Below are 25,075 nucleotides of genomic sequence, written 5' to 3' on the forward strand. Positions count from 1 at the left end.
TTAATGACAATAATAGTTTCGATGGTACGATGTGTTTTTACTAATATGTATTGAGAAACTTTTCAATTTTAGCAATGATTTTTACAAGAAGGCTAGCAATTCCTTTTTTGTTTTTTAATCGAGGCAAATATATGGGTAATTTTGAAAAATGAAAATATTTGTTAGAAAATTGTGAGAATATCGTAAGCGAAATGTTAAAAACATGATCAACATAGTGTCGTTGTAACGAAAGGCTGTGAACGCCTTCTTTAGGAATAAGAGTTGTTTAACTGTAGAGAACAATTCATCTAAGTGAAGCGCTGTGCGGTAGAGTGTTCAATAGGGTACATAGATAAGCCAAAAGTATGTTCAAGAGGAATCGAAGTATTTCTAAAGTAATTAGGCCGTCATTGCTAGAGTAACCCTTGTTGATGTATACTAAAAAGTAAGACCGGTAGCAGTACCGGTCTTCGTGTAATTGTTACTTTTTGATGAGTTTTTGAGAGCAACTTTTTCCTGTTTGCCTGTCCGTGAGTGTAATCAGATAGATTCCTGAAGGAAACTCATGGATGTCAAACTGTTGATTAGAGGTTTGTTGTTGTTTTAATAGTTGCCCTTGTAAATTGTAGATTTTGATAGTAAGTTCATTCTGGAACTTCCATTGTATGTTTGTTGATGCCGGGTTGGGGTATAAAACGCATTTATTCGAAGCTACTTGATGTTGCGCAATAGTGAGTGTATTGATGTTGGTAGCCTTTCCTCCGGTAATCATTGAGTGACTTTGTGCATTGGAAGGAGTGATTGCGCCTCCAAAAGAACTTCCAAATGCGGTTTTAAGTTGCGCATTGGATTTGTTCAAAAACATAGTAGGTGTCACCCGTTCAGGAAATAGACTTTCTTGTGGGTAAAGGTATGGGCTTAGTAACGTTGCGCTAGGGACGGGTATAAAGTCAGCAGCCTGTTCGTCAAAATAGAGCTTAGAATTATGAAATGGCCCAAAGTTTAACTGAATATCGTCAGGCAATAGAAAATAGGCAGTCATTTTTACACCTGATCCGTCAGGATGCAATAGGGCAAAGGCATCTCCAGCATTATTTAAAAGGTGAAATTGAGCGTCGAGCACTATGTTTTTCTGAGGCTTGTTGAAGGTAATATTACCTTCAATTCTAATTTTCCTCCAAGCAGTGGTAAGGTCTCTCGGGACGGGGTTTACCAGTGTGGCCGGGTTACCAGTAGTTTCCGTATTGTCAACAATACGATCTGTCCAGCCTTTAGCCCAGTTTACTTCGCGTATGTAGATGTCCGTCCCAGTATTGTCAAAAAGTCCATCTTTAACGAGTACTTGTGCATTTATGGGAAGTGTGAGTCCTTGTGATTGCCCATTCCATCCAGCGATGACGTTGTTTTCGAGTTTCCAGTTCCTCGTATTGTGATAGTGGTCTAAGTCAATACCGATGGAATGTGGCTCATTCTCCAAGCGCCCTGGGTAGGGATTCGGAATCGGACGCCAAGGAGCTAGTTCTGTCGAAGCACCGTATCCGTATACTTTATTGTTTTTAAGGGTGATTTGGGCACAGTTCTCAAATTGCATACCCGTTCTGCGAATAGACCATAGTGTGGTGTTTTCAATTACTAAATTCATAGTATTTCGGTACAGTGTAGGCGTCATATTGAATTCAGTACTGTTGGGTTCATTATTTTCATGAAACTCTGTCATAATATAGTCACCTCTAAATCCTTGAGCAGCGCAGTATCCAATATTGTTTTTAAAGGGTCTCGGAAGTATATACCACACGTCATAAATCCAGTTAGGATAGCGTTGACGATGGTTTTTTAGTTCGTTGTTTAGGGTTGGGAATTCACTTGGAGGTACGTATAAGTCTATTTTGTTTTGCATTTGTGGTCGCCCACGCAAACTTTCAAAGAGTCCTTCTGTCCAATAAATATAGGCATGTCCGCTACATCCAGCAACGACATTTCCTTCAAGGGTAACTCCCGTGCTGTGCAGCCAAAAGCCATCGCCTTGATGGGCAAAATCAGAAATACCTTCTCTACCATCGGTCAGGCCTTCGGTTCTACCACCGTTAATTCCTAGCGCACCACCCATCGGGCGTCCTTCGTTTAAGGGTTCGTTAGCATTATAGGTACGAATGGCAATATTTCTTTTAAAAGATCCGAGTTCATCACCGGCCTCCGTACAATAGGCAGATCCAACTACGTCATAGGTAACATTTTCAACGAAGTCTACATAGGAAGAATGGTTGACAAAGCCCCAGCCAGGATCGCCGTTAACGACACAGCCTTCCACTGTAGCTTTGTTGTTATTAGCATCTAATGATCGATGAAAATGGATGGAGTAGCGACCACGAGGATTCGTACCCAATCCGGCAGGGTAGGGAACGGTGGTGCTAAAACGTGGATCGGGTTGTCCCGCAGGTCCTTCTAAGGGCACCGACCAGTCGTCAAGAGGAATCATTTTATTGGTTCTCCCCAAATTTTTAGTGGCAATATATCGCAATTGAACATCAGGGTTGTGCATAAACATCAAATGACCTCTTGGTTTGCCATAGCCATTGGTGGCTGGTAGAGCATCGACACTGGCGTTTTCAGAGGAAATAATAACATTTCTGGTATTGTTAGCAACGTGGACAGTCACTTTATTCATAAGCTCAGTGGGCGGTAGGTGGTCTTTCAATAAAGCTGTGCTAAGGCGAACTGAATTGTTTGAAATAGCCTGAATGCTTACCAGTTCGTCACTTTGATAATCATTAATATTAGTACCGGCAACAGCGAGCTGATCTCCAGCTTTCCATCCAGTAGGTGTGCTTCCCAATTGGAGTACGGTGCTTCCAGCGGTTGGAGCTACGGCTAGTGTTGACCAGCTTGTTTTTCGAGCACCTTGCATGCGTACAGGCCCCATAAGTACAGCTCCTGGTACAAAACGTTTGGGATCCTGAGATTTGGTGGTTCCGCCGCGCCAGGCAAAAATTAATGACGCTTTCACATTGTTTTGTATGGGGTTGGTTGGCGTTCCGATCTCAAGTTGTCCTCCCATATGACTCACCAGAAATTCTGTTTTGAGTTCCGTATTTACATTCGTTGAAAATTGAAGTTTTGCCTGGGCAGCAATTCGTACAGATTTAAAGGCTTCTGGAATTTTACCGTCTACAGTAACGGTAATATTTGGAGGAATTAAAATCCTAGCATCATTAGGAGGTAGGGTACCACCCCAGGTGTTGGGGTTGCTCCAATTCCCTGAATTGACTGCTGTATTTGTTGGTGTACCGGCTACTTGTATGGGGGTTTGCGCAATGCTGTATTGGCTAAGGAATAGAAAGTAACACAAATAAAGATAGTGTTTAAAGGATAATTTCATAAGGTTCGGGGTTTGAATTTCGATAGCACAAAGTTATTTTTTTAGTGAATTAATACTCGATTTGAGCTTCCTGTTTTAGGTATACTTTTAGTATACAGAGTTGGTTTTAGGGTTGTTTTACAGGGTGTTAGATCGGTGTTGTGAAAACTGTGGGTCTATTTTAAAAAATACTGAAGTTACTGAGGGATATTCACGAAATTTAGTGAACCATGGAGCTCGTTTTTGAAAATTACTGATCGTAGTACTTGTCGCGAGCTTCGTCGAAGTTCACTGAAAAAGGTGAAATTCTTTAAGTATCTTTGAATAACTTAAAATTAGATACTCAATGAGGTCATTAAAAGTTATTATTTATTTCTCAGCATTGTTTTTTGTTACCGGAATACTGGGACAAGAAACGGATACAATTTTAGTTCGATTAAAAAAAAATATAGCTGTTGCCAAGAATGATTCGCTAAAGATAATCCACTATTTAAGGTTGAATAAATATTATCACGCTCGTGATCTTTATAAAGCGGAGAACTTGCTAAGTGAGATACTGATAATGCTGGATACAGTTGACTATGATGCCAGGCGACATCGAGCACAAATTTACAGTCGACGAGGAATCATAGCTCGTGTACGAGGTGATTATCCAAAAGCGCTACGCAATTACAATAAGGCAAACGCTTTATACGAAGAAATTAATGATACAGAAAAATTAATCAATTTGTATACGAACATTGGAAACTTATACAACTATCAGTACGATTATAAAACAGGAGCTAAATATCTGAAAAAGTCCATCCAGATAAATACCAAGCCCATAAAAGAGAGTTTGGGAATTAGTTATCGTTTATTGGCGGGAAATTTCGAATCTCGTGAAATGAAAGATTCTGCTTTGTACTATTTAGAAAAGGCACGAGCTATTTTTAAGGAAATAAATGTGAAAATTGAGTATTACGCTTCAAATATTCAGTTTGTGAGATATTGTTTGTTGGAGTTGGATGAAACTGCTTCTCACGATCACCTGTTAGCTATGGCTAAAGAAACGACTGCGTATTTTAAGAAGAAACAGCACAAGCATTATTTGAGTGAGAGTTACTACGATTTGGTAAAGATCAACTTTAATACTAAAAATTATGCCTTGGCGGAAAAGTATGCCGATACCACGATCCGCTTAGCAAATCAAATACAGAAGAAACATTTGGAGTCAATGACCTATAAACTACGTAGTCAAATTTATGAGAAACAAGGTAAGTTGAGTAAAGCCTTGGTAGATTACAAGGCTTATGAGAAAATGCAAAAGGAGATTTATACAGATAAAAAATCGAAAGAAATTCGAGAAATAGAAATGGCTGGAGAGTTCGAGAAAAAGAAGATGAAGGATAGTATTTTGTATGTAAAACAGAAAGAGATTCTAGTCTTGGAAAAAGAGAAAACCCAAGCCCAAAACGAGCTGTTAGTGCTTTTGAGTGTATTGGGAGTCTTACTTGCCTTTTTCGTTATTAGACGTCTCTGGAGGAAATGGCGCAGAGAACAAGCGATGGGGCAACAAATTGAAAAAGAACTGAAACAAAGTCATAAAGAGATTTCGGTGTTGAACTCCGATAAAGAGAAATTATCAGGTGAAGTAAATCAATTGTTGACTGAGACCTTAATTCATTTGCGTACGAAAGAAAAGTTGGCAGAGGATTTGGCAAAACTGTCTAATGAAAAAGAGGGAGTCACTCTCAAAGGAATTATTGCCGATCTAAAGGCTGATAAATTAGAGGACGCTAAAATTGTGGTTCTAAAAAAGAATATAGAAACCTTGAATTACGAATTTCTGCAGACCCTCAAGTTAAAACATCCAGGCTTGACAAAAACAGATATCGAAATTTGTTCTTTTATAAAAATTGGATTTTCAAGAACCGAAATTGCCAATTTAAGAAAGACGAGTATCGATGCTATCAAATCTACTCGTTACCGCTTAAAAAAGAAGTTAAAATTAACGTCAGAAGATTCCTTGGATGTCTATATTCAATCACTTTAAGAGTTTTTTTAGGTAGCATATTAATCATGCTACTAGTATGAGGGGTGCAAAAAAAACATATATAACTCGTTGTTTTTCAGTTGTTTTTGTTTTTTGCACCCCTTTTTGCACCCCTTGATTTCTTTTTTTTCTTGGCATTATGAAATAGTATTGCACCGTGTTTGAATCAAAAAATAGAGCAAGAACATGAAGAGCAAATACTACCTACTACTTTGTTGTTTTTTCATTAGTACATCGGAGATCTTGGCCCAATACACGTCTATTCCTGATGCAAAATTTGAGGAACGTCTCAATACTTTGGGATACGATGATATTGCTGGAGATGGTCAAGTACCAACGGCTGCAATTGCTGGAGTTACTAGTCTAAACTTGAATGATATTGGAATTGTCGATTTAACCGGTATCGAGAGCTTTGTAGCTCTTAAAACGTTGAATTGTCGAGGAAATGAGCTGACCGCGGTTGATCTAAGTAAAAATGTATTATTGGAAACCTTAGCGGTAAATAATAACAAGTTGACGAATATTGACCTTTCGAACAATACGAAAATTAAAAACTTGAATCTTGGTGCAAATCAGTTCACCGGCATTGATGTAAGTTTGTTGACTTCCTTGCAAAAACTGTATTTACAGGTGAATAGTGGCTTAACGAGTATTGATATTAGCAACAATCCAGCGCTAAAAGAACTAAGTACCTACAGTACCAATATTGAAAACTTAGATCTCAGTAGTCATGTAAATTTGAAAGTCTTACAAGCGTACAATTCACCGCTTGCATCTATTGATCTAACCAATAATAGTAATTTGCAGAGTCTACGAGTGAATGACACTAAAATCGAAAGCTTAGATCTTAGTAAGAATACGGTATTAAAAGCGCTATATGCCCAAAATGCCCAGCTGAAGTATTTGAAGATTCAAAATGGAAATAATCTTAATATCACCACCTTTAGGGTAGAAGATAACCCGAATTTATCCTGTGCTATCGTTGATGATAAATCCTACAGCGCTTCACAATGGACCTCGATTCCGGCGGGATTAGTTTTTAGTGAAACCTATTGTTCATACACAGCTATTCCTGATGCCAAATTTGAAAGTGCCCTCGAGTCACTTGGCTATGATGATATTTCAGGAGATGGACAGGTGCCAACTGTTTTGATTGCAGATGTGAGTGATTTGTCTTTGGTGAGTTTAGGGATTGAGGACCTAACGGGGATTCGCGATTTTGTATCACTTAAGTCCCTGAATTGCGCTAACAATGCATTCAAAACACTTGACCTTTCTAAGAATGTCTTATTGGAGAGTTTAGTTACTAAATTCACACCTCTTGAAACCTTAAACCTTTCGGCTTGCATTAAATTGACGACACTGGTATGTTCATTTAATCAACTGTCAACTTTATCGGTAGCTAGCAATACAGAATTGACGTATTTGGAATGCAACAATAACAACCTAACAAGTTTAGACCTTTCAGAAAATACGTCCTTGTTGGACCTTCGATGCGGAGCCAATGCATTAAATCAACTAAATGTAGCCGACAATAGAGCCTTGACTTCAATTTCTTGTGGGAGTAATATGATAACCAATCTCGATCTCTCTGCGCAATCGCAACTGAATACTGTACTCGTAGCGAACAATAGTTTGGTTTCTCTCGATTTGAGAAATGGGAATAATGAGAATATTACCAATTTTGTCGCTTCTGGAAATACGGACTTGACCTGTATTAAGGTTGATGATGCCGATTACAGTAGTACACATTGGTTAGGAGTGGATAGTACGGCTAGTTTTAGTGCTAGTTATTGCAGGTATACCGCAATTCCCGATAGTAAATTTGAGGCCCAATTGGCCAAATTAGGATACGATGATATTGAGGAGGATGGTCAAGTACCAACAACTTTAATCGATAGTATAGAAAGCTTGAGTATCAATGGCAAGTCAATTACTGATTTTACAGGAATTCAAGATTTTGTGAGTCTTGTTTCTTTGGATGTTGGTAATAACAAAGCGGGGGAAATTGCGCTTACTACCTTGACCAAATTAGAGTTTTTAAGAGTAGATGCCATGACTTTGACAACAATTGATTTAAGTAATAATTTGCTATTGAAAGACTTGAGGTGTTCGTATAACGCAGGGATTGCAGGAGTCGATATTTCAAAAAATACCTTATTAGAAACCGCACATCTCGGAAATAATGGTCTTACCAGTATTGATTTGAGTAAAAATACGAACTTATACGATTTGAGGTTGAGTGGCAATAGTCTTTCAAGTATCGATGTTTCATACAATACGGCGTTAAAGGTATTGGTATTGAGTAATAATCCGTTGAATGCATTGAATTTGAGTGCCAATATTGTACTGGAAGAGCTGTATGCCTCCAACTGTGGTCTCACTCAAATTGAGGCGATCAATTCAACGAGGTTGAAGTATTTATTTGCCTATAAAAATAGTTTAGCGAGTCTCGATTTTTCAAAAAGTGCAGGAAGTTTGACAAACCTTTCTGTTTATGAAAATAAACTTGAAAGTTTGGACTTAGGAGGGACGACAAATTTGTTGAAAATTTCGGCCAGTTATAATAACTTAAAACACCTCAATTTGACAGAGGCTACGAGCCTGCAAATTTTGTATTTGACGAATAATGAGCTCTCTTCCTTAAACCTCCAGAATGGAAATAACAATGCCATTCATGAGTTTAATACGAAAAATAATAGTGCCTTATCTTGTATTAGAGTGGATGATGCTGCCACAAGCGCTACTCGCTGGACGAATCGAGATTCGACGACGAGTTTTAGCAGTAGCTATTGTGAGTATACGAGTATTCCTGATGCCACTTTTGAGAATAGGTTAACCGCTTTAGGGTATGATGACATTGCCAATGATGGACAAGTTCCTACTCAATTGATTACTGAAATTGAGTATTTGTACATACCGTTGAGTGCATCAAATCCCGTGAAAAATCTTACAGGAATTGAAGATTTCACAGCCTTGGAACGATTGGTAGTTTCAGGGGCTGATCTTAGCAGCGTAGATTTTACGAAAAATGTAAACCTGACAGAAGTAGACCTTTCAAACAATCAACTTACGAGTATTTCTGTAAATGGATTGACTAAATTGGAGACCCTTGAACTTAATGGGAATGCTTTAAAAACACTGGATGTTTCAACGAATCTAGGTTTAGTGGAACTAGAAGTTAGAGGCAGTGATCTCAGCGTTTTAGACGTTACGAAAAACGAGTTACTGGAAATTTTAGAAATCGATGCTAATGACATTACTTCACTTGATGTTTCGGCCAATACGGCACTAAAGAGCTTTACATTTTCTTCGACGCTGATAGAAACGATCGATCTTAGCAACAATGTCAATCTGACCTATATTGAAGCGGAATATGCAGACAAGCTTATGACGATTAGCTTGAATGAACTCACCGAGTTAGAAGAGGTGTATTTTAATGAGTGCGCCGTACTAGAGCGTATCGCAATCAAAAATGGTACAAACTCTATGATTTCGGATTTTGAAGCCGAAGATTGTCCAAAGTTACGCTGTGTTTTGGTAGATGATTATGCCTATAGTGCAACGAATTGGACTACCATTGACAGTCCTTCGGTTTTTAATGAAACGTCTTGTAATGGAGTGCAGTTAAGCTTGAGGGTTTGGTTGCAAGGTGCATTGACAAACCCTTACAGTGGAGAAGAAGCATTGATGCGAGATGATTTAAGAAGTAATGGCGGAAGTTATGGAACAGTTTCCCCTTATGGCGATGGAGCTTCGATATCAGATGCAGTAAAATTAGGGAATGCTGGTGCGAATGCCATGGTCGACTGGATTTGGATAGAGTTGCGGAATGCAACTGTTCCGAGTACTACAGTGGCCGGAACTTCTGCAGTATTGCAACGAAATGGGAATGTCGTCGCAATTACGGATGACGGAATAACACCTCTCCATTTTAATATCCCAGAAGGAAACTATTACGTAGTTGTCAAACACCGAAATCACTTGAGTATTATGACCGCTGCTGCCTTGCCATTGTCAGCCAGCACAACTACAGTCGATTTAACGTCGGAAAGTTCCCTACTTCTCGGAGGAACCAATGCGGTAGTTGCCATGGAATCAGGAGTATTTGCCATGATTGCAGGCGATTATGATGAAAATGGTCAGATTCAAAACCTCGATAGTACCGCTGTCATTCAGCAACTTGGGGTCTCCGGGTATAGTAAAGCAGATTTTGATATGAATGGGCAGGTACAAAACTCAGATATCAATAGCTTGATGCATCCTAACCTTGGTAAAGGGGAACAGCTCATTAATAGTATAGACTAAAACAAACACAAAACATAGCAATATTACATCGTTAGCAGCCGCTAAAGAGGCATGCTCCTACGATAATTTTAATCAGAACAACATGAAAAAATTAAGTACGTTACTCTTTTTTATCTGCCTTTCAGTTGGGGTTTTTGCCCAGACGCCTAAAGGTTTCAATTACCAATCTGTATTGCGAGATGCTTCTGGTGAAGTAGTTTCCAATACAGTTATTGGAGTACAATTTAAATTGCGTAAAACTACGGCTACAGGTGCGGTTACCTATACGGAAACCCATACTCCCACAACGAATGCTTATGGAGTTTTTGCATTGGTAGTTGGACAAGGAACTTCATCAGCCGATTTTTCATCAATTGACTGGGCAGCGGATACATATTTTTTAGAAGTAGGGGTAGATATGTCAGGAGGAACTAGCTATACCAATATGGGAACTTCGCAATTGTGGAGTGTACCCTATGCACTGCAGGCAAAGTACGTCGAAAACGGAGATGACCTGGGGAGTCATACAGCGACAAAAAACATGCAAACAGCAGGGTATTGGGTTTCGAACGACGGTGATGATGAAGGACTGTTTATCAATGCAGAAGGACGCGTTACTACTTCTGAGAAATTAGTGCTTGGAAGTAATGTAAACCTCGGTACCAACTGGATTAATGCTGATGGAACCAACGGGAAAGGAATTAAATTCGACAGTACAGGAAGTGTAATAACCAGTGGGAATGTCGGAATTGGAGAAACAACACCTCAGGCGAGTTTGGACGTCGTAGACATCGCTGTTATTGGGAATACCACGGTAGGTACGCAAAGTACTTCACAAAATGCCTCTTCTCAAAAGGATTTAGGATTTGTGACCAGTCCATGGATGTATACTAAAGCTATTGAGGCAACTGATGAGAGAGGAAGTAGCTCAACGTTGATCACTCTTGGAAATGACGGTAATTTTGGGAGTTCAGACGAAATTCACTTCGTAACCGATGGAGCCTCTCAATTAGATGTTTCTAAAGATCTTGTCAATGTAACAGATAGACTGGCAGTAGGAGGGAATATCGATGTAGGCGGAATTCTCAATCCTACTTCTGGGAATGTGATTTTTGGAGATTATTCGAATACAGGAAACTTGTCAAACCTCAGTGATAAAAATGTAATTATAGGATCTCAGGCTGCTGAAGCAGCTCAATCTGGAGGAAACAATGTTGTTATAGGGTATTTTGCTGGGTATAACCTCAATGGTAGTTCTAATGTAATAATCGGAGCGGGTGCAGGTACTTCAGGTGCTGCATTTTCGAACAAACTCTATATTAGAGACCTTCTATATGGTGAGTTTGATAACGATTTGTTACAGGTAAAAGGGGCCTTAGAGGTGGATGATGATATCCAAACTGATGGAGAAATAACCATCGATCAAGATGGGGATGACTTAATGGCCGCAGGAGCAAAAAAAGCTGTTGAAATAATTTCTGTAATCATCAATCCTTCAGGAACCATTAACTCCAACGTAACAAATTCATCGGGTATCACTTCTTCCTTGAGTGGAAATACTTATACAGTAAGTTACTCAGGACATTTCTCTTCACCGCCAGCGGTAAATATTACCTGTATTGCAGCATCAACCTCAAATATCAGAATACCAACGATTACGTTGTTAGGTTCAGGAAAAGTAGAGTTTAGAGTAGCGAGTAGTGGTGGTACTTCAAAAACAGATGCAGGGGCCGTGTTACATATAATTGGAAGGCGATAATTTAAAGGTGTAATTATGAGAAAAGTTTTAATCATAAGTTTCATTTTATGTAGTGTCTTAGCGGTTTCTCAATCTTTGGAGCGCACGGTAATTGGGGCTGGAGGTACTGATTTAAGTACTGTTAATGGTAGTCTTGACTTTACCTTAGGAGAATTGGTAGTACAGTCAAAAGTAGGAACAACACAGCAATTACATCAAGGTTTTCAGCAAGAAAGTATTCAACTTCGACTTAAGCTCGCTGCGGTGGTCTTTTTACAAGGGCCATTGGTTACCACAGGAACCGTTCTGATGGATGATGGATTGAGGAAAAATAATATGCTTCCTACAACGAGCCCGTATTCAGATAAACAGCAGTGTGATGCTGGAGTTTTGGCTGTCACTGGTAAGGATGCTATAGTCGATTGGGTTTGGATAACACTTCGAGATAAAAGTGACTCTGATACTGTAGTAACTGGGCAATCTGCTCTTTTACAGGTCGATGGTGACATCGTGAGCACAGACGGTGTTTCTGCTGTAGGATTTAAAATAACTTCAGGAGATTATTACATCGCTGTTAATCATAGAAATCACCTGGCGATACGCAGCCAAAATACGGTGGCTTTGACACCGGTAGCAACATCGGTTAATCTAGGGAATTCACCGTCAGCAGTATACGAGGGAGCCGCGGCCTTAGTATCGATGGGTAATGGAATTTATGCCATGATTGCAGGTGATTGTGATGGAAATGGACAAATTCAAAACACGGATGCGACAACAGTGAAGCAATCAATTGGAGTTGCTGGGTATTCGGATGCCGATGTGGATATGAACGGTCAAGTTCAAAACTCAGATGTCAATACCGTATTACAGGTAAATATGGGTAAAGGAGAGCAGTTTAAATAGTCAATACAAATGATCATGAATACAGAAAAATACCTGCCTTTCGTTTTAAAGAAAGCGATACTCGCAATGAGTTTGTGTTTTTTGGGGTTGCGGTTAGCTGCGCAATGCCCTAGCGGTACTGTGTATTTAAACTCACAAGCAGCAGTAGCTTCTTTTGTTGCCAATTATCCTAATTGCACGGAAATAACAGGGAATCTCATTATTTCCGGAGCAGGAATTACAGATGTGTCAGTGCTTGATAATAAAGTTAAAAAAGTTACGGGTATTTTGTCGATATCCAATACCAGCCTAGCGGGACTCAACGGACTTAAAGGAATTGAAAGTGTTGGGAGTTCCGTGTCCATTAGTAACAATGACAGTTTAACTAGCTTGCAAGGGTTGAGTGGATTGAGTTCTATTGGAAATGGACTTTCGATATCGGGAAACGACGCCCTGCTGGCTCTTGATGGTTTGGCAAACTTAAGTGTGCTTAATGGTCTTAGCATTAACGCTAATAGTAAGTTAGAAGATATCAGTGCCTTTAGCCATTGGGAGGAAGCCAATTTTAATATCACTATAGGAAACAACAAGCTCAGTAGCTTATACGGATTACACAACCTCACGTCTGGGAAAAATATCACCATTACGGAAAGTGCGTTAACCGATCTCTTGGATTTTACAAAAATGATACGTGCGGAGCGTATTACTATTCAAAACAATGAAAACATTGAATCGTTGGCCGGGCTTTCCAACCTTAGCTCTCTAAATGAATTGTTGCTTTCAGGGATGACTGGGTTGAAGAATTTAAACAATTTCCCGAAGGTTAGTTCGCTCGATCGTCTAAAGCTACAAGGGTTGAAGGTACTTGACTTACAGGGAATGGAATCTTTACAAGAATTGGCCACGTTTGAGTTGATAGATTGTACCTCTTTAGTAAAATTCACAGGGATTTCTAATTTAGAACGGATTACGACTTCCTTTTCCATCACAAATTGTGCGCTCACCGATTTTACAGGAGCAGAAAACATCAAGTCCTTGTCTTCATTGAATCTAGATACCTGTAATTCACTGACAACTTTGTCGGGAGTTTCACAGTTGAATTCGATAGTTTATCTCGGCATCAAAAATGTTCCGAATATAACCAATTTGACAGGGGTATCCAATGTTAGTTCAATTGGAAAAATAGCTATTGAAGGCTGTGATGGTCTGACTTCCTTAAGTGGTTTAGCTCAAAATTCTACAGAAACTATCGAAATTAAAAGTAGTGCAAATCTCCCTGATTTAGCTGGATTGGATGCGTTTACAACTTTGAAAGAGATCGCTGTAGAGAATTGTAGTGGTTTTAGATCCTTACAAGGAATACACAACCTCAATGGCTTGGAAAAGCTGAGTTTGAGAAATACGGGGCTGGTAAGCATGACGGGATTTCCAAAGCTTACGAGTATCGCTAACTTGTTGATTTTAGATAACAACAGCCTTGTTTCTGTAACGGGGTTTGAGTCTCTCACCGATATTGGACGTCTTAATATCTCAGGAAATGCATTAAAAAATCTCGATGGCCTGCAAAACTTAGTGAGCCTCAATGGAGGAAATGATGTTAATATAGATCATTATCTGGCAGAAGAACAGTTGGTTTCGGTGAATTTATCAGCGCTGAGAACTGTAAATGGCAATTATTGGTCTTTGTATTTACCCAACACATCGGAAGTTTGTGGATTGGTAAATTATGCGACCTACGGTACCCGGCCAAGTTTCTTTTCGTTCTATGCCGATTCAGGGAAGTATACCAGTTTTGATTCCGTAAAAACCGCATGTGGCATTCAATGTACGGTTAGCCTTTTTTTAGAGGGAGCAATGAAAAATCCTAGCGTAGGAGAAGAGCATTTAATGAGAGATGATCTTCGGGCGCAGGGATTGGTACCGGAACGCACTCCGTTTTCTGATGCAATAAGCACTACGGCGAGTAGGCTAGCGGTAACAGGCGAAACGGCAGTTGTTGATTGGGTTGAGATTCAATTACGAGACGCATCGGACCAAACGAAAATTACAGCTGCGAAATCTTTTCTAATAACACGCTCTGGTAGCCTTGTAGATGTGGAAAGCAATACCACCAACTTGTTTTTCGCAGTTCCAAGCGGAGACTATTACCTAGCGGTGTTTCACCGCAATCACTTGGGGGTAATAACCAGTAATCCGATGAGTTTATCGGCAATTACAACGGCAGTTGATTTGTCTGATAGTTCAAACTTAAAAGGCGGTGAAGCCGCTGTTCGATATGTATACACAAGTTCTGGCGGACAAAAGAAATATGCCTTGATCGCCGGAGATACTGACAACAACGGACAAATTCAAAACACGGATATGAATCGCTTGGTGCAAAAATTAGGCAGTGCTGGCTATACCTCAGAAGATCTTGATTTAAACGGACAAATTCAAAATATAGATATCACAAAAGTACTCCATTACAACATGGGGGCTGGAGAACAATTTTAATCAAAACAAACAAACAACAAATGAAATTATTTAACCCCAAAAGGAAATTTAGAGTGAGAAGAGAAATAAATAAGTTTTCATTTCTACCCATTGTTTATCGAGGAACGTTATTCTGGTTATCTCGAGTTAAAATAGAGAAATCCTTTAATGGTTCGACCATGCAAATTGTAAACATTCAAAAAATTTAATAAGAATTCGGGCTTGCCTGCCTCCTGAAGGGAAATTAATAGCTTTCTCTGCGCTATTGGGGATTTCAGGAAGGCAGGTTTTTAAGCAACCTCAAATTTATTACTACATCATGAACAAAAAACTACTCATCGTATTGCTGCTGTTAATTAGTACATTTTCTAAGGCACAGCAGATAAGTTTTACCATAGTTAATGCCAGAAATACAAACGATGGAACCAATGATTTTTACGAGGCAGATATTTATATTACCTCCGATACCGCCTTCAAATTAGGTTCTGGACAAATTTATTTTACTTATAACACCGCAGCTTTTGGTGCTAATATTCACACCAATGGAAGTTTTTCTTTTTTACAGCCAACAGGGAGTATTTTGGCAGAAGTATATGGATTTCCTGCGTATAAAGATTTTATTGTCAACGACAATACTAGTGGAAGAGTATCCACCTCCTTTCAGCAAGGAGTTAGCAGTGGAACTATAACCGCTAATAATGTAACGACTACAGCCAAACACCTATGTAGTATTAAAATTAAATACCAAGACAAAACTCAAGATCCTACTGTTGCCTTTGAAACGGGAACCGCTTTTCTAGATCAATTTTTTACTGCTTGTGGTCCTGCCACCTTTGGATTTCCGGATTGTACCAATTCGCCGGGAACGCAAATTTTTGGTGATTCTTTTGATTCATCAGGAGCTACAATCAAAGGCAGTCATCTGTGGTCAGGTACCTCAGACACTTCGTGGACCAATACGGCTAACTGGAGTACTTCAAGTATCCCAACGGAGACGGATAATGTGGAGCTACCAAATGTAGCTACGACACCCATAATTGGTACGGGAGTACTTGCTAAGAGTCGCGATTTGAAAATTCATAGTGGTTCAGCTTTACAACTTACCAATAACGGTACCTTAGAGGTTGCTGGTACCTTTACGAATGAGGGAACCTTAACCATGATAAGCTCGGTGAATGCAAGCCCAACGTTACTGGTAACCGGAAGTGCTACCGGAAGGGTGACCTATGAACGAGGAGGCTTAATGGCTGATAAATGGAGTATTATTACAGCGCCTGTTCATGGGCAAAGTATCAAAGAGTTTGTTGAGAATGCAAGTAATGATATTCGTAAAAACACAACAGTAAGTCCACATCAGTATGCCGTTGCATATTACGATGATAGCCGGGCAGCAGGAACAAAATGGGTGTATTATACCGTTGACGATTTAACTACGAATAGCATTCAGTTTGAAAAGGGGAGAAGCTATGCAATTTCTAGGGGAACTGATGGAGGTGTTAGTTTTACAGGAACTGTGGAAACTGCGGATGTCAACCGAGCTGTTACAGGTGGAGCCTGGAATGCTATTGGAAACCCGTTTACGGCATTTTTACCTGTTAATGAAAATTCAGGTACCAATTTTATAACTACCAATTTGGCCAATCTTGATCCGATGTATGCCGGTATTTATGTTTGGGACAATGCTCAGCACAAATACGTAGTAAGCTCCTTGGCCAGTGGTGAGCGAGCATTGGCTCCAGGGCAAGGTTTTTTTGTAAAGACTGCTACCAGCGCGAGTTCTGTTAGTTTTAATCAAGTACAAAGAGTTATGCAGCCAGCTACAGGAGGAGCATTTCAAAGAGAACAGATGAACTCTGTTGAGAAATTAGAACTAAACATTACTTCAAAAAGTAGGGTGGTAAGCACAGTAATAGCATACCATCAAGCGAGTACCAACGGATTGGATGTCGGATATGATGTAGGGAATTTTGATGCGAATGGTTTGGATTTGTATTCGCGATTGGTAGACGGTTCTTCAGAAAGTAACTTTACCCACCAATACCTACCTATGACCTCTGCAGATGATGAAATATCCTTAGGGGTACTGGCGGAGCAAGGAGCGCAAGTAAGCATTTCATTGACAAAGGGTACAGAAACGATTAGCAGGGAAGTGTATTTAGAAGATCGTTTGCTAGGGAAGTATGTTAATTTGAAAAAAGAAGACTATTCGCTAGTACTTACAGAGGGAGCAAAAGGCGTAGGTCGATTTTACCTTCATACAAAAAAGGAAGAGCTTCAAGAGGAGGCATTGGACGACTATACTATCAGTTATACCGATGGCATTCTTAGGGTTCAAGGATCAGCAAACTCACCAATACACCTGAGTATGTACAGCGTTACTGGTGCTGAAATAATCGAGAGCACTGCACTCTTGAATACAGACAAAAGTATCGTGATTAAAGGAATCGCAGTTGGTGTTTACATAGTGAAGATCAGCACGGAGAATGGGGTGAAAACACAAAAAATAGTACTAAAGCATTAATTAAAATGAAAGATAGAAATCAACATAAAGCCGAGGAAATTAGTAGAAAAGAAGCGTTGAAAAAGTTGGGGAATTACGGGAAATATACCGCTTTGACCGCCCTTGGCACTTATGTGCTTTTGAATCCTAAAAAAGCACAAGCACAAAGTCCTGAGGAACCAGGGTGGTAATTCAGTGAAAAAGAGAATTGTTATGAGTTTAACTTAATAAGGTCAGTATTTGCGCTGCTGGCCTTGTTGTTTTTTAAGTAAGGTAGCTATGCGAAATTGGAATTTATTTGGGATCGTGTTTTTTGTGAGTGTAATTGCTTTGGCACAAGTAAAAAATCAAACGGAATTAGAGCTTTTAGTAGCGAAGTACAAAACAGCGAGTTCTGATTCCTTAAGGGTAGAGGCCTTGCTAGTGCTATGTGGATATCAAAAGCGTCGGGATTACAATAAAGTACCTTACTACTGTGATGAGATTGTTCAGCTGCTTAAAACAGCGAGCTACGACAGTCGAATACAACGAGCTAAGACCTACAATCACAGGGGAATTTACTACCGTAGGAAACTCGACTATGCAAAGGCCCTCAATAACTATTACCAAGCCGAAAAAATTTATCTCAGTATGGGCGATACATGGAGACTTGCTTCGGTATATCACAATATGGGGTATATCTACAGGCTTCAGAAAGAAGCTACTACCGCTATTCAACTTTTTAAAAAAGCTATTGCTAGTAATCGAACTCGCAAAGCATATAAGCGTTTAGGGAATAATTTTACCTTACTGTCAATGGTTTATAAAGATCTTAAGCAACGTGATGCTGCCATTTTTGCTTTGGACAGTGCCACTCATTATTTTAATCGAGTGGGCTATGAGGAAGGAAAACGACAGGTGGAAGCTCATAGAGCAGCGCTTTTTGTGATAGAAAAGAAACTCGATACAGCTCGATTGATGTATCAACAGTATTTGAGTTATGCACAACAGATAAAAAAAAGAAGAGCTGTTATTGCCACACAAATCAGTTTAGCGAAACTATCTCTTTCAATGAAATATTTGGATGAGGCTTTGCAGTATGCCAATGAAGGTATTGAAGGAGCCATTCGCGAAGGAGAAAAAAAGCAACTTTGTCAGGGATATCTGATACGAAGTGAGATTTTTAAAGTTAATGGGCAATACGAGTTAGCTATGAGTGATTTGGCCAAGTACAATGAGGTAAGCACCGAAATTCAATTACTACAACAAACGGAAAAAATTCAAGAACTAGAAGCTTATCATGAGTATGAAAAACAACGACTACAAGACAGTCTTTTAGGTGTTTCAGAGCGAATACAGCACGCAAGAAAAAAAGAAAATCAACAATTAAAATCGCAGGTTAGAGGCGGTTACTTATTTGTGGGGTTGCTGGTGGTGTTTATCGGTTTTAGTGTGGTGATTCATTTTCGAGCTAGGACAAAGAATCCTTGGCTAATTCGACAAAAAGAAAATAGAGAAAACGGGCTAGTCCAGGAGTTAAATACAGCTTTGAGTTCGAATGTGACCCGTAAAGAGGTTGAGCCCAGTTTGGAAATAGCCATTGCTAAGATAAAAGCAGGGATTCATAGTCCAGAAGATATAAGCTCAGTAAAGAGCAAGCTAAAAAATGCGCAAAGTTCTTTTGTAAGAAGATTGCAAAAAAAGCATCCAAACCTTACAAAAACTGATTTGGAAGTGTGTTTGTACATACGAAATGGATTTTCGAGAAAAGAGATTGCCCTCATCAGAAAAACGAGCATAGCAGCCATTAAATCGACACGTTTTCGTCTAAAAAAGAAGCTTCAACTCAGTGCTAAAGAAGCCCTCGAAGCCTATATAGCAACGATATGAGGTATGGCGTACATGCGTAAGGGGAGTAGTTAGGTACAAGCAATGCAAAGGCTATTTTCCTTTGCAAGGATCGCAAATAACATCATCGAGTTTAAAATTCACTACCAATGAATGGGGTGCGGGTTCCGAAAAAACAACGAGTAGCATGAATTAATTGATGATCTTAATTCAGTATTCTTACTGTCCTAAACTTAAAAGGATGATCATGTGTCTTAGCGTAAACAATAAGATAAAACCACCCTTTAAATTTGTCATTAATGTTAAAATTTAGTTTTTGATAAACTTATAATTAACGGTACTATTCTTAATCTTTAAAATATAGATGCCGTTTGTTAAGCTTCTTACATCTAGTTTGTTATTATTGATACTAGCGTCGAGCACAGTGCTACCCTTAGTGTCTATTACTGAAACTTGAATTACTTTGTTTAAATTATTGAAATACAAAAAATCTGTTGTTGGGTTGGGGGCTATCTTAACGTTAGTGTCTGCAACTTCATGAACGTTTAAGGTAGATGACTTTTCTAAAGTGTATGACGCTATCCAGATATCATTTAAATAAAGGTCTAAATAAAACGTCCCAATATTAACAGCAGTAAGATTTATGTTTAACGGGAAGTTTTTTGACACCTTATTGCAAATAGTTGGATTGATATCTATGGTTAAGCGTTTTGATTCTTCAGTTACTAATCCAGCACTCTGATATATACGATACTTAATTTCCGTAGTAGCTTGAGCACTAGGTTTTTTTCCTGAAAAATTAAGATTGAAATTAGTCTTTAAGCAGCAATTGGTAACTAACTTAGAAAGCTCTGCCTCGGTATGGTTGATTTTACCGGTATATACATCGGTAATGACATCCTCATTGCTTGAAGTGTGAATGCGGTTCAAGGCAACGTATTCGTTATATGCTTCAAAAGCTTTTTTTTGCAAGTACAAAGCATCGGCTGCTGATAATGAACCACGATAGGCTAATCCGACTGGTGATCTGTCGAAAATAGTTGCATAAAACACACATGCCGCTAAATAGGTGCCTGCAAAACTTTGATGGCTACCATCGCCACTGTACAAATTCACAGGATCCTTGTCGTCGCGCACTTTTTTCCAGGCAACACCTACTGGTGAAATTTCAGTCTCAAAGGCATCAGCAACTTTATTGTAATTATCCGTAGTGCGTTTTTGCATTTCTTTGTAGGGATACGTAGCGTTGTTTTTTCTCCCCCAAGTCATAAATAAAATGGTTTTGTTTGTGCAAGAACCGTTGTTTATTTCTTCAATAAGCCCTTTGACACCCCTGTAAAAACCATTAAAATTATAGGCTGGTGTTAAGCTTTGGTCTTGTAAAACTACGTGATCCCAATTGGTGTTTCGTATTTTTTGTAATGATGTGGTATTGGTGGCATGCTGATTTAGCCGGTACCCTCCGGGGGTATGACTGTCGAATTTTAGGACATCTCCATTGGATTGTGCTAATAATTTTGTCGTGTTTGGAACATTGTGCGTGTAGGTATAGCTATTTCCTAAGAAAAGTACATTTTTTTGATCTTGAGCTAAGCAAAATAGGGGAATACTAAATACGAATACTACAGCCAGTAATCTTTTCATTTTTATATCTGGTTTTATGATTGTGCTATTGGGGTATAAATATTACTTCCGGTGTATCATAACCTTTAGGGGCGTTGTTATGGTATGTTCCCAGAAATAACGCCGTCAAATTTCCAATATTTCCGGCAATTACTACTCCTTTTTGGAAGAATTAACACTATTGGTTTTTCGTTGAATAAATTATTGGTTTATACGTTTTTGTGAGCAATGAAAAGCTACGCTAGCTGAAAAGTAAGTAGTTGCGATGATTCGGCAGACTATAACAAGAGTGGAAGCAAGGGGTTTTGGCCGCTATCAATGAACTACTAGAGCAACCCCTGTAGTTGGCAATCTAAGTATGGAGCTTAGTAACTGTAAAAAATCAACCTCTTTTAGGATGAAAACCAACAGTTGGTTGGGGTGAAAATCTGTTAATAGAGGTATTATGTTACTTGTTTGTTAGAGTTTTTTCTAAATGTAAGCTGTCCGATTTAATGGGAGGAGGTCAAGACAAGTAAAACATAAGTACAGAAAAAAGGTTTGTAAACAATCCCTTTTAATCTGTTGACCTATTTTAGGACGACTCAACCTTATGAAGCTTTTTCTTGTCTTTTGTTTCTTTTACGCTACTTCCCAATACAAAAAGTAATAACGTTAGTAGAATCAGTGTGTTCAGCAGGTTAAGGTGGAGTAGTGGTGGAAGATTTTGTTTTCTTTTGTTCATTAAAGGTAAATTTTAAACATTCTTATTATTTTTAGGATATAATTATACATGAACCTCATTCTATTGAAAACAGAAGAAAAAGAAGTTAATCCAAGGCAATATAGACAATCGGATGTTAAAAGATTATTTGCCTTTTCAAATAATCAATGTTCAAAACCTGATTGTACAAACAGACTTATAGCAGAAGATGGAAATACTATCATAGGAAAAATTTGTCACATTGAAGCTGCAAAAAAAGGAGGTCCTAGATTTAATAAGGGAATGAGTAATGACGAGAGGAGATCATATGATAATCTTATCTTATTGTGTGATGAACATCACCAAATGATTGATAATAAAATTAATGAAGAAGAATATGATAAAACTACACTAATTAGTTGGAAAAAGGACCACTATAAAAAGTTTTTAAATACAGATTATTCTATATCTGAAGAACTAATTCATGATTTTATAATAAACACTCGAGAATTCTATAATAAGATTGAAGCTTTAGACGGACCACATAAGCCTTCATTATCTGAAAACTATATTAGTAGAGAAATAGAAGCTAAATGTATAAGTGAGCTTAGGAAGAATAAAGTTTTGTTACTAACAGGTGTATCTTTTTGTGGGAAATCGGAACTTGCTAAAAAGATTTCTGAGCATTTTTATTCTGAAGAGAATTATTTTTATAAGAGAGTTATTAATGTAAGAGATGCGTCATCTTTTCTTGAATCTAAAGATGGTAAAAGAATATGTATTCTAGAAGACCCGTTTGGGCATACTTCACAAAATGAGAAAAGCAGTGAACTTAAATTACTAAGAGATTTACTTTTAAATTTACCTGAAAATAATTTTTTAATTGTGACTTCAAGGATAGAGATTGTACGCTCTGTTTTTAGTCAAACTGATTTAAAGAATTGTAAGTTGGGGGAGTATAGTTGGATTGATCTCACAAAAAAAGATGCTGTTTTTTTAAGTGAATTTTGGGGAAAAGTGTCTAAAATAAAGAGAATTAGAAAGGAAAATATTTATAGTGTTTTTAATATAATTGAGGGAGAAAAGTCAATACACATTGGTCAATTAGCTCATCTTTCTAATCATGAAAAATTAAAGACGGAGATATTTACAATTGACGAAATATATTATTTGGCTCAAATTGATATAGATGAAATATGTAAAAGTTTTTTATCAAGTGATGATGATTTATGGAAATTATTAGTGATTCTTGGTTTTGGATGTAATACTGTTAATGGGCTTTCAATTAGTGATTTAGATTATATATATTCAAAAGAAGTTTATGAGATTTCATTAAAAAAAGAGAAAGAAGAAGGTATTGGGAAATATGTATTTGGAACTGCAGATGATTTAGTTCTTCCAAGTTATGAGAAAGATTATGGGAATAAAGAGGATATAGAAAGAGGTTTAGAAATATTAGAATCTAGCGGATATGTAATTTTTGAAAATAATCATTATGTTTTCTCTCATCCACACTATAAAGAGATAGGTAAGGCAATCTTCAGAAAATTAACCAGGATAAAAAAAAATAGAATATATAATCATATTTTTAATTTATTAACAACCTTAAATAGAGAAGTCTCTTTTCAATGCTCAAATGCATTAGATTATATTTTTGAAAGAATTGAAGAAGAGGAGCATAAGAAAAATATTTTAGATTTTATTTATAAAGTAGCTGACCAATGTATATTTCCAGAAGTATCGGATCAGTCATCGTTATTCTTAATTAAGAATTATAAAAACCCTCTTTTAGATGAAAATAAAAGGCGTTCGATTATTTATACCCTACAGTCCAGTTCTGAAGAACGAAATATTCGTTTTAAAGAAGGAGTATCTTTTAAATGGAAAAACAGTCCTTTTAAAGAAAGATATTTTGTTTTGTTAAATAAGGAAGAATATAATTTTATTATTCAGAAGTTAAAGAATAAAAAAAATTTATCAAGCGAAGAAGTCTGGAAGTCATTGATATCAATTAATAAGGGCTTAATTGGCATTGACATTAATTTATTAGAATATGCTTTCAAGAGTAACCAAATATTTATAAGAAATTTGTGTGCGTACATCTATTTTTCTAATTTACACAGTCTTCAAAATTCTTTACTTAAGGATAAAATATTAATGGATGAACATCCGAGTGTGATTTTAAATTCGTTAAAAGGTTTTTTTCAAGGAATGACAAAAAACTCAAAAAAAATAAATAAAGAAATAACCGAGAGGTTTCTTTATTTTTTTAAGAACGATGATGTTTTTTGTATTAGGTCTAGTAATCTAATGACAAATTTTGATACAGACTACGCAGAGGATAGTATAGAATGGAAAAAAATAGAACGTAGTAAACATAATTGGTTATGGAAAGTATGGGGGGAATTTTTTCCATATTTTCTGAATGTTTTCCCTCCATCTATAAAATTTTCAAATACGCCAAGATTTTCAGGGATGATGTTTGCTGCTAAAGATATGATATGTCCTGAACAAGCAGTGAATATATCAAAGAAGATGTTAAAAAGACTTACAGAGATTAGTAAGATTAGAATTTTGGATAATTGGGAAATGAGTTTGATAAACTTTTTAATAAATGCTACTTTAAAAAAGCCAAAAGCTAGAAGTTTAGTATTTAATAGTTTTTTTGAAATAAATCTACCAACTTATTTAATAGGCTATAACCTTAAATGGGCAATAAGCAGATGGGAAGATCTTTTAGATGAAGAAAAGGAAATTATATTGAATATTCTTTCTTCTAGGAGAAGTGATGAAAATTGGTTAAGAGCAATAGTTATTAATGGAAACGAATCATTATCACAAGAAATACAGAAGGTTATTTTTGGTGACGAAGATTTTTTCAATAAAAATATTGAAGAACTAGTGTCTGTTTTACGAAAAGAAGTGTTAATTGATATTTTAACTGTATATAGAGGAAATGATTGGGCAATTCAGCAAATAGGAGGTTTTTCGGATAATGAAATAGTAAAAAGAATAATTTTTCATATAGCAGAAAACAATTTGGATATAGATTATGATGAATGTGTGAAAATTTTTTTAAGAGAATTTATTAATGGAATTTCAAGAGAAGTTTTAGAAGAGTATAAGGAAAGATGGAAAAAAATTTATGAGAACTCAGCTGATAAAAATAAACTATTAAATATTGTAATTGAAATAGTTGGGAGAAGTAGTTTTTGTATTTATGAAACTAAAGAATTATTTAGGATAGTAATTGATTACCATTTGAGAAATAGAAGTGTTGATTTTTTAAGTCAAAAGTTAGCAGAGAAACATGAATTATTGATATATACTTCCAGTGATAGAGATGTATTTAAAGCTCTTGATATAGATAAATTTCTAACAAAAGATTATTTTAAATGGATGGAAACTCAAAATAATATTTTTGCCTATTTGACGGTGATAAAAGATGAAGAGTTGACAGAAGATAATAAGGTAGAAGTCGTTGAACTTATAATGGAAGAAGTGGGAAAAGAGGATATAAAACTTAATATAATTTTCATATTAATTAGTGAAATAGAAAAGAAAGAAATATTAAATCATGATTTGATGAAAAAACTTAAGAGTATTCCTAATAGAATAAAGGAAAAACAAGAATTGTATTTTAAGTTTATTGAAGAACCTAAGCTGGAAAACTTTAATTATTTCTATAATTCATAAAA

At 37.3% G+C, this 25,075-nt stretch carries 11 protein-coding genes; 9 read left to right on the top strand and 2 right to left on the bottom strand.

Annotation, left to right across the window (positions count from 1 at the left end):
• Positions 1-460: 460 nt before the first annotated feature.
• Positions 461-3,355, bottom strand: a complete 2,895-nt coding sequence (locus ACKTS5_RS08250) for a G8 domain-containing protein (RefSeq protein ID WP_408043390.1) — start codon at positions 3,353-3,355, stop codon at positions 461-463.
• Between the two features lie 325 nt (positions 3,356-3,680).
• Between ACKTS5_RS08250 and ACKTS5_RS08255 the strand changes: the two genes are divergently transcribed.
• The 8 genes from ACKTS5_RS08255 to ACKTS5_RS08290 all read left to right on the top strand — a co-directional run bounded on the left by ACKTS5_RS08255 (position 3,681) and on the right by ACKTS5_RS08290 (position 19,114).
• On the top strand, positions 3,681-5,366 hold the full coding sequence (locus tag ACKTS5_RS08255) for a hypothetical protein (protein ID WP_408043391.1): 1,686 nt from the start codon (positions 3,681-3,683) through the stop codon (positions 5,364-5,366).
• Between the two features lie 186 nt (positions 5,367-5,552).
• Positions 5,553-9,674: a hypothetical protein gene (locus tag ACKTS5_RS08260; RefSeq protein WP_408043392.1), complete on the top strand. Its 4,122-nt coding sequence runs from the start codon at positions 5,553-5,555 to the stop codon at positions 9,672-9,674.
• A gap of 82 nt (positions 9,675-9,756) precedes the next feature.
• Positions 9,757-11,412 carry a hypothetical protein gene (locus tag ACKTS5_RS08265; RefSeq protein ID WP_408043393.1) on the top strand — a complete coding sequence of 552 codons (1,656 nt, stop codon included), beginning with the start codon at positions 9,757-9,759 and terminating at the stop codon, positions 11,410-11,412.
• Between the two features lie 15 nt (positions 11,413-11,427).
• The gene (locus ACKTS5_RS08270; RefSeq protein WP_408043394.1) at positions 11,428-12,294 is read left to right on the top strand and encodes a hypothetical protein; all 867 of its coding nucleotides are present in this window, start codon (positions 11,428-11,430) and stop codon (positions 12,292-12,294) included.
• A 15-nt stretch (positions 12,295-12,309) separates the two neighbouring features.
• Complete coding sequence (locus ACKTS5_RS08275) at positions 12,310-14,766, top strand: leucine-rich repeat protein (protein ID WP_408043395.1); 2,457 nt, start codon at positions 12,310-12,312, stop codon at positions 14,764-14,766.
• Between the two features lie 298 nt (positions 14,767-15,064).
• The gene (locus tag ACKTS5_RS08280) at positions 15,065-17,266 is read left to right on the top strand and encodes a T9SS type A sorting domain-containing protein (RefSeq protein WP_408043396.1); all 2,202 of its coding nucleotides are present in this window, start codon (positions 15,065-15,067) and stop codon (positions 17,264-17,266) included.
• A gap of 5 nt (positions 17,267-17,271) precedes the next feature.
• Complete coding sequence (locus tag ACKTS5_RS08285; protein WP_408043397.1) at positions 17,272-17,436, top strand: hypothetical protein; 165 nt, start codon at positions 17,272-17,274, stop codon at positions 17,434-17,436.
• Between the two features lie 88 nt (positions 17,437-17,524).
• The gene (locus ACKTS5_RS08290) at positions 17,525-19,114 is read left to right on the top strand and encodes a tetratricopeptide repeat protein (protein ID WP_408043398.1); all 1,590 of its coding nucleotides are present in this window, start codon (positions 17,525-17,527) and stop codon (positions 19,112-19,114) included.
• Between the two features lie 267 nt (positions 19,115-19,381).
• Here ACKTS5_RS08290 and ACKTS5_RS08295 read toward each other — a convergent pair whose 3' ends face one another.
• The gene (locus ACKTS5_RS08295; protein ID WP_408043399.1) at positions 19,382-20,716 is read right to left on the bottom strand and encodes a DUF4886 domain-containing protein; all 1,335 of its coding nucleotides are present in this window, start codon (positions 20,714-20,716) and stop codon (positions 19,382-19,384) included.
• Positions 20,717-21,482: 766 nt separating this feature from the next.
• On the opposite strand from ACKTS5_RS08295, the gene ACKTS5_RS08300 reads away from it, so the two are divergent.
• Positions 21,483-25,073 carry an nSTAND3 domain-containing NTPase gene (locus ACKTS5_RS08300; RefSeq protein WP_408043400.1) on the top strand — a complete coding sequence of 1,197 codons (3,591 nt, stop codon included), beginning with the start codon at positions 21,483-21,485 and terminating at the stop codon, positions 25,071-25,073.
• Positions 25,074-25,075: the final 2 nt, after the last annotated feature.

It is taken from the genome of Tenacibaculum litopenaei (genome assembly GCF_964514025.1).
Lineage (GTDB): Bacteria > Bacteroidota > Bacteroidia > Flavobacteriales > Flavobacteriaceae > Polaribacter > Polaribacter litopenaei.

Coding starts and splice junctions, on each gene's coding strand:
- ACKTS5_RS08270 (WP_408043394.1), top strand. CDS start 11,428: ATGAGAAAAGTTTTAATCATAAGTTTCATTTTATGTAGTGTCTTAGCG.
- ACKTS5_RS08250 (WP_408043390.1), bottom strand. CDS start 3,355: ATGAAATTATCCTTTAAACACTATCTTTATTTGTGTTACTTTCTATTC.
- ACKTS5_RS08260 (WP_408043392.1), top strand. CDS start 5,553: ATGAAGAGCAAATACTACCTACTACTTTGTTGTTTTTTCATTAGTACA.
- ACKTS5_RS08255 (WP_408043391.1), top strand. CDS start 3,681: ATGAGGTCATTAAAAGTTATTATTTATTTCTCAGCATTGTTTTTTGTT.
- ACKTS5_RS08265 (WP_408043393.1), top strand. CDS start 9,757: ATGAAAAAATTAAGTACGTTACTCTTTTTTATCTGCCTTTCAGTTGGG.
- ACKTS5_RS08280 (WP_408043396.1), top strand. CDS start 15,065: ATGAACAAAAAACTACTCATCGTATTGCTGCTGTTAATTAGTACATTT.
- ACKTS5_RS08290 (WP_408043398.1), top strand. CDS start 17,525: ATGCGAAATTGGAATTTATTTGGGATCGTGTTTTTTGTGAGTGTAATT.
- ACKTS5_RS08275 (WP_408043395.1), top strand. CDS start 12,310: ATGAATACAGAAAAATACCTGCCTTTCGTTTTAAAGAAAGCGATACTC.
- ACKTS5_RS08295 (WP_408043399.1), bottom strand. CDS start 20,716: ATGAAAAGATTACTGGCTGTAGTATTCGTATTTAGTATTCCCCTATTT.
- ACKTS5_RS08285 (WP_408043397.1), top strand. CDS start 17,272: ATGAAAGATAGAAATCAACATAAAGCCGAGGAAATTAGTAGAAAAGAA.